The organism is Nocardioides rubriscoriae (assembly GCF_008087085.1).
Taxonomy (GTDB): domain Bacteria; phylum Actinomycetota; class Actinomycetes; order Propionibacteriales; family Nocardioidaceae; genus Nocardioides; species Nocardioides rubriscoriae.
Window position 1 is genome coordinate 514,348 of sequence record NZ_VIYJ01000002.1, and the last position, 12,751, is coordinate 527,098.

At 73.9% G+C, this 12,751-nt stretch carries 7 protein-coding genes; 6 read left to right on the forward strand and 1 reads right to left on the reverse strand.

What is annotated here, in order from left to right; all coding sequences use genetic code 11:
- Positions 1–73 precede the first annotated feature (73 nt).
- From FZC61_RS05840 to FZC61_RS05855, 4 genes are all read left to right on the forward strand, one after another.
- Positions 74–3,235 (forward strand): hypothetical protein, encoded by a 3,162-nt coding sequence (locus FZC61_RS05840; protein WP_148613178.1) that lies wholly within the window; start codon positions 74–76, stop codon positions 3,233–3,235.
- On the forward strand, positions 3,232–7,116 hold the full coding sequence (locus tag FZC61_RS22955; RefSeq protein ID WP_170285992.1) for a hypothetical protein: 3,885 nt from the start codon (positions 3,232–3,234) through the stop codon (positions 7,114–7,116). The genes FZC61_RS05840 and FZC61_RS22955 overlap by 4 nt, the downstream gene beginning before the upstream one ends.
- A 95-nt stretch (positions 7,117–7,211) precedes the next feature.
- Positions 7,212–8,489, forward strand: a complete 1,278-nt coding sequence (gene cobA, locus FZC61_RS05850) for a uroporphyrinogen-III C-methyltransferase (RefSeq protein ID WP_246142549.1) — start codon at positions 7,212–7,214, stop codon at positions 8,487–8,489.
- A complete protein-coding gene (locus FZC61_RS05855) occupies positions 8,482–9,297 on the forward strand; it encodes a TrmH family RNA methyltransferase (protein ID WP_148613180.1) in 816 nt (271 codons plus the stop codon). The genes cobA and FZC61_RS05855 overlap by 8 nt, the downstream gene beginning before the upstream one ends.
- A gap of 109 nt (positions 9,298–9,406) precedes the next feature.
- Here the strand turns inward: FZC61_RS05855 and def are convergent, their stop codons facing one another.
- The gene (def, locus tag FZC61_RS05860) at positions 9,407–10,012 is read right to left on the reverse strand and encodes a peptide deformylase (protein WP_148613181.1); all 606 of its coding nucleotides are present in this window, start codon (positions 10,010–10,012) and stop codon (positions 9,407–9,409) included.
- Between the two features lie 85 nt (positions 10,013–10,097).
- Between def and FZC61_RS05865 the strand changes: the two genes are divergently transcribed.
- On the forward strand, positions 10,098–11,480 hold the full coding sequence (locus FZC61_RS05865) for an acyl-CoA dehydrogenase family protein (protein ID WP_148613182.1): 1,383 nt from the start codon (positions 10,098–10,100) through the stop codon (positions 11,478–11,480).
- On the forward strand, positions 11,480–12,694 hold the full coding sequence (locus FZC61_RS05870) for an acyl-CoA dehydrogenase family protein (protein WP_148613183.1): 1,215 nt from the start codon (positions 11,480–11,482) through the stop codon (positions 12,692–12,694). The genes FZC61_RS05865 and FZC61_RS05870 overlap by 1 nt, the downstream gene beginning before the upstream one ends.
- Positions 12,695–12,751 lie beyond the last annotated feature (57 nt).

Genomic DNA, 12,751 nt, shown 5'->3' on the forward strand with positions numbered 1-12,751 from the left:
CTCGGTCCTGCCGCGCCGAACATGGCCCGTTGTGACCATGTCGGCGCCCGTGGTCGCGTCCTAGCGTCACCGCGTGACCGATGCTCCCGGCCCGTCCAGCGACCCGCTATCCCCGATCCCCGCCGGCAGGTTCCGTCGTCGCAGCGTGGTCGCGGGCGGTGGGGTCGTGCTCACCGGGGCGATGCTGCAGAGCACCGCGGTCGGCCGGCAGGTCCTGCAGGCGCTGGGGTTCGACGACCCGGCGCCGGCCGGGTCCCTCGGCAAGCCGTTCGTGGGCGGCGTCCGCGTCGAGCAGGTACGCCGCCCCGAGGACCTCCTGGTCGTCGACCTGGTCCTGGTCAACCTGGCCACCAAGAAGTCCGGCAGCACCCTGTTCCTCGAGATCGCCGACCCGGGCAAGCGGGCCTACCTGGCGGTCGTGCTGCCCGGCCAGAACGTGGGGGAGACCCTGGGCCGCTCGGCGGGCACGCCCCTGTCGCAGACCAGGCTCGCCCTCCCCTCGGTGCTCGCCTTCCGGCTGCCCCGCGGGTGGCGCGCACCCTACGACCTGCCCCGGCTGCTCGACTGGAGCGGCCTGACCCCCGTCTGGTCCGCGCCGGGCCAGGAGCCCCAGAGCAGGATCGAGGCGCCGTACCGGTTGCGGTTGCAGCCCGACAGCCGCACGGTCTGGCAGCACGCGGTCGACCCCGTGAGGCGCAGCGTCGGGGCCGGCACGACCGAGGTCTGGCACACCCGGCTGACCGGGCGCACCCCGGGATCGGGCAAGCCCGACCAGCGGTCCACGACCTTCCGCACGGTCCGCGTCACCACGGCGCTCACGACGTCGCTGGTCATGCCGCTGACCTCCGGCCACCGTGCCCAGATCGTCGCGAAGTCGAAGGCCACCCCCGTCAGCGCCGACCGGCTCATCCTGTCGTCGCTGGGCTCGACCCTGGAGCTGCACGGGCGGTGGCCCGACACCGACGGGCTGCTCGCCTGGGACCACCGCAGCACCCTGGGCCGCGACCAGTACGTCAAGACCGTCGAGTCGGGCTTCCTCGCACCGTGGGGCCACCGCGCCGCGAAGGTCACCGAGACCTGGCGCACGATGACCAGCCGCGACGGCCGGGCCGTGGCGGTGCAGCAGGGCTTCATGACGATCGTGCTGCTCGACCCGGTGGTCGACACCTCGCTCGTCAAGCTGCGCACCGGTGGCGCCGGCGGTGCGACCACCGGGTGCGCGCTGCCCTTCCAGCGGGTGCGCTCGACCGTCGCCGTGACCGGACGGCTCACGCCCTTCGGCTCCGGCCAGGTGCCCCTGCTCTACGGCACGGCCTCCTCGCTGACGCTGCCCTTCGTCGGCACCGACTGGTCGGGAGGCGAGGTGCCGTTCGTCTCCCGCGTGATGTGGGTCGAGTCGATCGACGACGACCTGGCCTGGAACCAGCTCAACAGCTCCACCCGCACCGTAGACCTGCTCGGGCAGCGTACGGCGGTCGCACCGGGCAGCAACGGCTCGACCACGCTCCCGGTGAGCCGGGTGGTCGTCTCGGTCCAGGGGCTCACGACGGGCCAGGTCATCGCTGTCGACCCGAGGCGAGCCCGCTTCCGACCCCAGGTCGACACCCTCGACGCGCAGCTGCCCGGCCTCGGCGCGCTGGCCGGCCCCGGCACCGAGACCGGTGCGGTCCCGCACACCTACCACCCGGCCTACCTGACCAACCAGGACAACGTCGGCGGCATCGTGCTCGCCGTCTCGACCGGTGGTGCCGCACGCCGTACCGCCGCGGCCCGGCGGGCGCCGACCGGCATCCTGCCGATCAGCCGTACCGGCGGGATGTTCTCGCTGCCGCCCTACCAGGGATTCAGCCGTCTCGGCGGCGCGCTGCTGGCGCAGGACCCCGCGGCGGTCACCGGGGCGGCCAGCGGCCTGTTGGACCCGAGCGCGGTCTTCTCGGGGCTCACCCTGCTCGGTGGGATCCCGCTCAGAGCGATCATCCCCGAGATCAGCGACGGCCTCGACGTCCTCCCCGCGGCCCTGCCGCAGGTGCGCCACGAGACCGTCGACGGGCGCCAGAGCGTGCGGATGACGATCACCCCGCCGCTGATGGATGCCTCCATCGCCCTGGCCGGCGGCGTCGAGCTGCGTTTCGTCGCCGGGGCCCTCAGCGTCGACGTCAGCGTCCTCAGCGGCGGCCCCGGACCGGCCGAGGAGCGCTTCGAGGCCCGGCTCACCGGCTGTGCGCTCCAGCTCGGCGGGGTCGTCGTGCTCCCGATCGACGAGCTGCGCCTGGCCTCGAGCAGCGGTCACCCGCTCGACGTCATGTTCCGGCCCGGTGACGTCTCGTTCCTGGGCCCGCTCGCGTTCGTCCAGCAGCTCGCGGCCCTGGTGGCGAGGCTGCTCAGGCCCGAGGGCGCCGCCCGCCCCGCGCCGACGCAGCGCGTGATCGCCCTGCCCGGTCCGGCGGCCAGGACGCTCGACCCCGACGTCGACGTCAGCCTCAGTGGCATCCACCTCGGCCTCGGCCTGGCCCTGTCCGACGTCGCGGTCGGGGTCTTCACCCTCGGCGGCCTGCGCTTCGGGCTCGGCGTCGAGATCCCGTTCAGCCAGCCCCAGCTGGTCGTCGACCTCGCCTTCGCCACCCACGACGACCCGTTCGTGGTCACCTTCGGCCCGTTCGGGGGCGGTGGCTACCTCGCGCTGCGGCTGCGCGGGGGAGAGGTCGACAACCTCGAGGTGTCGCTGCTGGTCGCCGGCGGCGTCGGGGTCAACCTCGGGGTGGCGGCCGGCGCGATCGCGGTCCAGGCGGGGTTCGTGCTCGCGCTGCCCGCGGGCCAGCCGGTCGCCGTCACCGCGTTCTTCCGGGCCAGCGGGTCGCTGGAGGTGCTCGGCCTGGTCTCGCTCAGCGTCGTCTTCGAGATCGCCCTGCAGTTCGTCGACACCTCGCCCAGCACCCTGACCGGCACGGCCACGCTCCAGCTCAAGGTCAAGGTGCTGTGCTGCAGCAAGACGGTCAAGGCGTCGGTGTCACGCACCTTCGCGGGCGGCAACCCCGGCACGCCGATCGGGCAGCCGCCACCGGCATCCCGCGGCGTCGGTGGTGCCGAGCGGGCGGCCATCGCCGCGCCCCCGGACCGTCGGGTCGGGTTCCTCGACACCTACCCCCAGGCCGCGCCCTGGCAGGCCTACGCCGCGGCGTTCGCCCCCACCACCGGCATCATCCTCGCCCCGCCGAGCCGGGCAGGCCGCTCATGAGCGCCACCAGCCTGCGCCAGACGGTCCTGGTCACCGCCGTGCCCCGGGGCGTCGTCCAGCAGCGCAACGGTTCGCGGCTCCGGGTCGGCGCGCACGTCTCGCCGCGCCTGTCCTACGCAGGAGACGGGGGCACGCTCGCGTCCTTCCCGGACTGGGTCGCGTGGCCCGAGCAGTCGATCTCGTGGCAGGTGCTCGTCAACGGGCAGGCGCTGACCCCGACCGTGGTCAGCGCAGCGCCCGACCCCGCGCTGTGGCGCGCCCTGTTCCGACCGACGCTCCGGGTCGACTCCTTCACCGGCGACCCCGGCCCCGCCCGCACGGTCCAGGGCTACTCCTACGCCGCCCTGGCGGGCTACCTGCGCCAGGCCTACGTCGACCCTGCGGGCTTCGGACGCTCCGCGTTCGCCTCCGCCGCGGTCCAGGCTCTCACCCGGACGCGGTGGCAGGCCGGGAGCGACACCGCCGCCACCGTCGACGAGGCCCTCGAGCACTACCTCGGCTTCTGGAGCCCCGCGGCGGGCGGCCGCACCGGTGGTGAGCGGGGCGCGCTCGACGACGACTTCCACGACCGGCTCACGCTCGTCGGCGACCACGCGCCGCTGCTCGAGCGGCTCGGCCTGGTCGTCGTGCTCGACATCCCGATGATCACCGCACCGCGCGAGAGCACGGTGCAGGTCGTCCCGACCTGGACCCCCGGGAGCGACGTGCAGACCCAGGTCGTCACGCCGCGGACCCAGGCGGTCTACGACCCCGCCGCGTCGGCGTTCGTGGCGCGCCGGCGCAGCACCACCTCGTCGGAGCACACCGAGCTGCTGCACCTGGCCACCGGCAGCCGGGTCTTCAGCACGCACTCGCTGCACGTCGACGCCGCCACCGCCGGCAACGTCGGCGTCGCGGTCGGTGGCTCCAGCGACACCGGCGCCGCGCCCACCAGCGGCGGACTCACCCTCGCGCTCGCGGGCCGCATGCGGCGGGTCCAGGACGACCTCACCGCCGCCGAGGAGACCGCCCGCGGCACCGTCGCCGACCCGGCCGCCCCGCCGGACCGCTACGCCGAGGACCTCGTCGTCGGGCACCACGTGCAGGTCGGTGTCGGGCCCGACCAGCGCTGGCACGGCCTCGGCCACCGCCAGGTGCGCTACGTCGTGGCGCGCGACGGCCAGGAACCGCTGGAGTTCACCGCCGTCGACGAGGCCGCGGTGACCGTCGCCGCGCGCCAGGCCGACCCCTCCGACGCGTCGACCCTGCTGGTCAGCGACGTCGTGATGCGCTGGGACGGCTGGAGCCTGGCCGTGCCGCGACCGGGGGTCCACCTGCTCCAGGACGACCCCGCCAACGCCTCGGTCGACGCCGTCCAGGGCCGACCGCCCGAGACACCGCTCACCCTCGAGACCACGCTCCCCGTCACCAGCGCCGACGGCGACGACGCCCGGCTGCCCGTGCTGCGCTACGGGCAGACCTACGCCGTGCGGGGCCGCGCCGTCGACGTCACCGGCGGCTACCCGGCCTGGGACGGCGCCCCGTCGACCTCGGCCACGACCTACTGGCGCTACGACCCCGCGCCCACCCCGCTGGTGCTGCCTCCGCCCGACGAGTCACTGACCCGCGGCGAGAGCGCCCGCACGGTGGTCGTGCGCAGCGACCCGCGCAGCGGGGTGCTGCCGACCGTGAAGTCGTCGCGCACGCTCGCGCCGCCGCGCGCGAGCGTCGACACCGGCCTGCTTCACGGGTGGTTCGACGACGCCGGCGCGCCGGACCCCGCGGCGTACCCGCTGATCGGCGCCCTGGACAGCGCGACGGTCCCGGCGGTCGGGCCCGCCCCGGACGGGCCGACCCGCGAGCCGCGAGCCCGGGTGGTCGACTGGCTGCCCGACCCGATGCTCACCGACGTCCGCATCGGCCTGCTGGGCGCCGACGGCACCGAGGTCGACGGCCGCAGCCCGGGGTTCCTGCCTCCGGCCGACCCCGACGGGACCGGACGTGCCAGCCTCGGCTCCTGGCAGTCGGTCGCCCTGCTCGTCGAGGGCGTCGCCACGGGCGCCTACCCCACGATCTCGCAGGCCGAGACAGCGACGCCGCACCGGATCGTCACGATCGGCCTTCCGCCGGCGCGAGCCGCGCGGGTCGCGCTGCGGGCGCTGCCCCACGACGAGACCCTGGCGTTGCACGGCCTGGTCGACTGGCACGACTCCGACAGCTTCGCCACGACGGTCGCCGCGGTGCGTGCCGGCCAGCTCCCGCAGCTCACGCCCACGACGTACGTCGACATGGTGCACGCGGTGCGCCAGCCGTTGAGCGACCCGGTGGTGCACGCCCCGGACGTCATCGTGACCCGTGCCCAGGGGACCAAGGACCCCCGCCTGCTGGTCCCGGTCGACGTGCACGCCGACAGCTCCGCGCGGATCACGTTGTTCGCCTCGTGGACCGAGCGGATCGACGACGGGCCGCGACTGGTGGCCGAGGGGATCGTGAAGCCGTCGCTGCGCACGGTGCCACGCACCCGCGTCGTCGAGGCCATCATCGACGTCGACCCCACCAGCCCGCTGCGCTCGCTGAGCCTCGAGGGCGTCGTGCCCCTCGACGACCTGCGCCGGCGCGACCTCACCCTCACGGCCGTCGCGACCAGCCGCTTCGTCGAGGAGTTCCGCACCCAGATCCCGTTCAAGGGCACCACCGGCCTGCTGCCGGTCGGGGTCGACCCCGAGAGCGTCGTCGTGCTCGGCGCGGGCGACCGCTCGCCGCTGACCCTGGACCGCGACTACCGAATCACTGCCGAGGGCTCCGCCTGGCGGCTGACCCTGGTCGGCCTGCTGGGGTCGGCCGTCGTCGTCGAGGGCGTGGTCGGCACCGTGCTGGCCACCTCGGCGCCCAGCGCGACCAAGGTGGTCGTCCCGGCCGCCGTGCGCCCGACACCGCCGAAGGTGCTCTACGCCGTCCCGGCCTTCGCCGTGGCCGCTCCCGAGCGCGACGACGGGGGCGACTGGCACGCCGGGCGCGGCGCGAGCCGGCTGCGCCTCTACCTCGAGCGGCCGTGGTGGAGCAGCGGCGACGGCGAGCAGCTCGCCGTCATCGTGCGGACCAGCATCGACCCGTCCGCCGACCCCGGCGGCACCGCGCCGACCACGCGCCTGACCAGTCTCTACGGTGCCGACCCGGCCCTCGACCCGGGCGCGAGCCCCGTGCTCCAGCAGGACCTCACCTCGGGCACCACGGTGACCGGGGTGCTCGACGAGCTCGCCGTGCCCGTGGGGGCGACCTACACCGCCCGCGTCCACGACGTGCTCTACGACGCCACCCGCGACCTCTACTACACCGAGGTCCAGCTGCGCCCGCAGCCCGCGGGGACCTTCGTGCGCCTCGCGGTCGCGCGCTACCAGCCGAAGGTCGCGAAGGGGCTGTCGAACCTGTCGCGGATCATCGCCATGGACCCCGTCCAGCTGTTGCCCCCGCGCGAGCTCACCGTCAGCAGGCGCCGGATCACCAAGCAGGACGTCGTGGTCGTGGCGGCCACCGGCCCGTCCCACCGGGGCCCGCTCAGCACCTCGCCGCCGGTGCTCAAGGTGTCGTTGCAGGTCAAGGCCGTGCGCGGCGCCGGCGACGACCTCGGCTGGGACACCGTCAGCACAGCCACCAAGCGGGCCCTGGCCAACGGCAAGGGGTTCGAGAAGGTCATGGTCGTCGTCCCCGACGTGGCCGACGGCAGGCACGGCGACGTCCGGGTGCTGGTCGAGGAGCTCGAGACCTGGCTCAGCGAGGACGAGCGTGGTGAGCAGACCGACCCGTGGCCGGTCGGCAAGCAGCCGCGCTCGTACGCCGACGCCTTCCGGCACCTGCAGAACAGGCGGGTGACCTGGGTCGCGACCACCCCCATGCCGCGCTGAGGGGACGCGGCCCGACGGCCGATGAGGAGTCGGGGTCGAGGCACGTGACGGGGCTCTCGAGGACCACGGGAGCGCCGTGCGGGAGGATGCCTGGCGTGGACGACGCTCTCCCGGACGACCGGCTCTACCCGACCGGCCTGAAGCTCACCGACCGACGCGTGGTGGTCGTGGGCGGTGGCCACGTGGCCCAGCGACGCGTCCCGACCCTGATCGCGGCCGGCGCCCGGGTCGTGGTCGTCTCGCCGACCGTGACCCCGGCGCTCGAGGGCATCATCGCCGCGGGGGAGGCCACCTGGCATGAGCGCGGCTTCGTCGAGTCCGACCTCGACGACACCTGGTACGTCGTGGCCGCCACCGACGACGTGGCCGTCAACGCAGCCGTCGGCGACGCCGCGGAGGCGCGGCGGGTCTTCTGCGTGCGCTCCGACGACGCCGCGCTCGCCACGGCCTGGACACCGGCCGTGGGTCATGCGGCCGGGGTCACCGTCGCGGTCCACGGCGTCCGCGACCCGCGTCGCTCGGTCGCCGTGCGCGACGAGATCCTCGACGCGCTCCGCGAGGGCCGGATCAGCGCCGAGCACCACCGCGAGCGCACCACGACCCCCGGCGTCACCCTCGTCGGTGGGGGCCCCGGCGACCCGCAGCTGATCTCGCTCGCCGGGCGCCGTGCGCTGATGGAGGCCGACGTCGTCATCGCCGACCGGCTCGCCCCGCGCGAGCTGCTGGGCGAGCTGCCGAGCGACGTCGAGCTCGTCGACGTCGCCAAGCTGCCGCGCGGGCGATCGGCGCTGCAGGAGGAGATCAACCGGATGATCGTCGAGCGCGCCCTCGCCGGCCACCGCGTCGTGCGCTTCAAGGGCGGTGACAGCTTCGTCTTCGGCCGCGGCTACGAGGAGGTCATCGCCTGCCGCGAGGCGGGTGTGCCCGTCACCGTCATCCCGGGGCTCAGCAGCCCGATCGCCGTCCCCGCGATCGCCGGCATCCCGGTCACCCACCGGGGAGTGGCCCACGAGTTCGCGATCGTCTCGGGCCACCTGCCGCCCGGGCACCCGAAGTCCCTGACCGACTGGGACGCCCTCGCACGCCTGCGCGGCACCCTGCTGCTGATGATGGCCGTCGAGCACGGCCCGCAGATCGCCGCCGCCCTGCTGGCCGGCGGCCGCCCGGCGGCCACGCCGGTCGCGGTCGTCTCCGACGGAACCATGGAGATCCAGCGCACCGTGCTCACCACGCTCGGTGAGCTCACCCACGACCTCGACGCCCAGCAGGTCCGGCCGCCGGCGATCATCGTGGTCGGCGAGGTCGTCGCCGTGGCCCACCCCGAGCGCTACCCCGCCCCCGTCGGGCTGGGGGAGGACTCCGCCGGTGGCTGAGGTCGTCGAGGTCAGCGACCCCGACGACCCGCGCCTGGCCGACTACCGCGACCTGCGCGACGTCCAGCTGCGCCAGCACCTCGAGGCCGAGCACGGCCTGTTCCTCGCCGAGGGCGAGAAGGTCGTGCGCCGCGCCGTCGACGCCGGCTACACCCCGCGCTCGTTCCTGATGGCGCCGCGCTGGCTCGACGGCCTTGCCGACGTCCTGGCCACGACCGACGCCCCGTGCTTCGTGCTCGCCGAGGCCCTGGCCGAGCAGGTGACCGGCTTCCACGTGCACCGCGGTGCGCTGGCGTCCCTCGAGCGCGTGCCGCTGCGCCCGGTCGCCGAGGTCATCGCCGACGCCCGCTCGGTGCTGGTGCTCGAGGACCTCGTCGACCACACCAACGTCGGTGCCGTCTTCCGCTCCGGCGCCGCGCTGGGGTTCGACGCCGTCCTGCTCTCGCCGCGCTGCGCCGACCCTCTCTACCGCCGCTCGGTCAAGGTCGCGATGGGCGCGGTCTTCTCGGTGCCGTGGACCCGCCTGCCCGACTGGCGCACGGCGCTGCCCGACCTCTCGACCGCGGGCTTCACCACCGTTGCGCTCACCCTCGCCGACGACGCCGTGCCGATCGAGGACGCCGTCGCCGGTCTCGACCGCGTCGCCCTGGTGCTGGGCTCCGAGGGCCACGGCCTGTCGCCCCTGTGGCAGCGCACGGCCGACCGCCGGGCGATCGTGCCGATGACCCGCGGCTCCGAGCACGGCATCGACTCCCTCAACGTCGCCGCCGCCAGCGCCATCGCCTGCTACCTCACCGCCCGCCGCTGAGCCGACCCGTCGCGTCTACGCGACGGGTCGACCTGGATCTGTGGACAACCTCGCCGACCCGTCGCGTCTACGCGACGGGTCGGCGTGGTCCTGTGGAGAATGGGGGGAGTCAGTCCTCGGCGGCTGCGGCGCCGACGGGCCAGTCGGGCGGGAACTCGTCGGCGACCTCGTCGTGCTTCTTCTGCAGCCTCTTGCGGGCCTTGGTCGGGATCCGGTCGCCGAACACGGTGCCGAGGGTGTGGTCGGTCTCGTGCTGCAGGCAGCGCGCCAGCAGGCCGGTGCCCTCGAACGAGACCGGCTCGCCGTCGAGCCCGAACCCGGTGACCGAGGCGCGGTCGGGTCGCGCGCAGTCGACGAACGCTCCGGGGAAGGACAAGCAGCCCTCGTCGTCCTCCTCGAGGTGACGGTCCTTGCCCTCGGGCAGCGTCAGCACGGGGTTGCAGACCAGGCCGACGGTGCGCACGTGGTCGTCGTCGGGGCAGTCGAAGACGAACATCGCCACGTCCTCACCGATCTGGCAGGCGGCCAGGCCGACCCCGTCGGCGGCGTACATCGTGGCGACCATGTCGGCGGCCAGGGCTCGCAGGTCGTCGTCGTACGACGTGACGCGGGCCTGCGGGCGGTGCATCACCGGGGTGCCCCAGCGGGTGATCGGGCGGACCGTGCCGCCGGTCGGGAGGGGGCCGTGGGGCGCGCGGGGAGCGTCGTCGGACATGGCGACGATCCTAGGGAGGCGGTTGTGACCCCGCGCACCCCAGGTTGCTGTAGCGCACTGTGTAACTCTCAGTTACAGTTTCCGCATGTCCTTCATCTCCAGCCTCAGGCTCGACGGGCTGCGCCCGGGAGGCCGCTACGGCATCCCGACCTCCGAGTCCCGCGACCCGATCGGCTACCTCGTCGCCGGTCTCAACCGCCTCGCCCAGAGCGACCTCATCGACCGCGTCGGTCTGCGCAAGCCGGCCGAGCACGCCGTCTTCTCCGTGACCCGTGACGGCTTCAAGGTGCTCACCTCGGCCAGCCGCACGTTCGCCAAGGCCGGCCGGGTCGGCGTCCCCGGCGCCCGACCGGTGCCGGCCTCGACGCCCAAGGGCGTCTTCGACCTCACCCCGACCGACGACGAGCAGATGCTCGTCGACGTCGTCACCGAGTACGCCGACGAGGTCGTGCGCCCGGCGGCGTCGGAGTCCAACGAGACGTGCGAGGCCCCCGAGGGGGTCCTCAAGGCCGGCCTCGAGCTCGGCTTGCCGATCCTGGGGGTCCCCGAGGCGCTCGGCGGCATCTCCGAGGAGCGCTCGGCGGTGGCCGGCACCCTGGTCGCCGAGGCCCTGGCCCGCGGTGACATGGGTCTGGCCGTCGCCAACCTCGCGCCCGGCTCGGTCGCCACGGCCCTGGGCCTGTGGGGCACCGACGCGCAGCAGCAGACCTACCTGCCCGCCTTCACCGGCGGCGACGTCCCCGCCGCGGCGCTCGCGCTGGTCGAGCCGACCGTCCTGTTCGACGTGCTCAGCCCGTCGACGACCGCCCGCCGCACCGCCGACGGCTTCGTGCTCGACGGCGTCAAGACCCTGGTGCCCCGCGGCGCGCAGGCCGAGCTCTTCGTCGTCGGCGCCTCGCTCGAGGGCAGGCCCGTCCTGTTCCTGGTCGAGTCCGGCGCCGCCGGCCTCGAGGTCGAGGGCGACCCGTCGATGGGCGTGCGCGCCGCCTCGCTGACCCGGCTGACGCTCACCGGCGTCACCGTCCCCGCCGACGCCGTGCTCGGCGAGACCGACGGCTCGACCTACACCGAGTGCGTCCGGCTCTCCCGGCTCGCCTGGTGCGCCTTGGCCGTCGGCACGGCCCAGGCCGTGCTCGACTACGTGACGCCCTACGTCAAGGAGCGCCAGGCCTTCGGCGAGCCGATCGCCCACCGCCAGTCGGTGGCGTTCATGGTCGCCAACATCGCGATCGAGCTGCAGGCCATGCGGCTGCTGACCTACAAGGCCGCCTCCCGGGCGGCCGCCGGCAAGGACTTCTCCCGCGAGGTCGCGCTGGCTCGCAAGGCGTGCACCGACAAGGGCATGCAGATCGGCCTCGACGGCGTCCAGCTGCTCGGCGGCCACGGCTTCGTCAAGGAACACCCCGTCGAGCGCTGGTACCGCGACCTGCGGGCCATCGGCATCATGGAAGGTTCGGTGCTTGTGTAATGGCCATCAACCTGGACGACCCCAAGAAGTTCAAGCCGCTGGTGGGCCAGGCCCACCAGGTCGCGATGAACATGCTGCGCCCGATCTCCCGCAAGTACGACCGTGCCGAGCACGCGTACCCCCAGGAGCTCGACATGCTCGCCGCCATGATCGACGGGCTGTCGGAGTCCGGCGCCGGCGAGGGCGCCGGTGCGGCCGGCGTACGCCGTGAGGAGAAGGACGGCGACACCACCGTCAAGAACGGCGCCAACCTCGCCTCGGTGATGTCGATCGCCGAGATGTGCTGGGGCGACGTCGGCCTGCTGCTGTCGATGCCGCGCCAGGGCTTGGGCAACTCCGCGATCGCCTCGGTCGCCAACGAGGAGCAGCTGAAGCGACTCGACGGTGTGTGGGCCGGCATGGCGATCACCGAGCCCGGCGTGGGCTCCGACTCGGCCAACATCAAGACCACCGCGGTCCTCGACGGTGACGAGTACGTCATCAACGGCGAGAAGATCTACGTCACCTCCGGCGACCGCGCCGACCACATCGTCGTGTGGGCCACCCTCGACCGCGACCTGGGTCGCGCTGCGATCAAGTCGTTCGTGGTCGAGAAGGGCACGCCCGGCATGCGGGTCGACCGGCTCGAGCACAAGCTCGGCATCCGCGCGTCCGACACCGCGACGATCATCTTCGAGAACTGCCGCGTTCCCAAGGACAACCTCCTCGGCTCGCCCGAGGTCGACGTCAAGCAGGGGTTCGCCGGCGCCATGGCGACCTTCGACAACACCCGGCCGTTGGTCGCCGCGATGGCGGTCGGCTGCGCCCGTGCCTCGCTCGACCTGACCCGCGACCTGCTCAAGGACGCCGGCATCGAGGTCGACTACGACCGCCCGGCGGTGCTGCAGAGCGCGGCCGCGGCCAAGTTCCTGCAGATGGAGTCCGACTGGGAGGGCGCCTACCTGCTCACCCTCCAGGCGGCCTGGATGGCCGACAACCGCGAGCCCAACTCGCTCGAGGCCTCGATGGCCAAGGCCAAGGCCGGCCGCGTCGGGTCCGACATCACGCTCTCGTGCGTCGAGCTGGCCGGCTCGATCGGCTACAGCGAGGCCGAGCTGCTCGAGAAGTGGGCGCGCGACTCCAAGATCCTCGACATCTTCGAGGGCACCCAGCAGATCCAGCAGCTCATCGTGGCCCGGCGCGTGCTGGGACTGTCGAGCAGCGAGCTGAAGTAGCCCGGCCCGACCCGCGACAACGACGACGGCCCCGCGCGAGTGCGCGGGGCCGTCGTC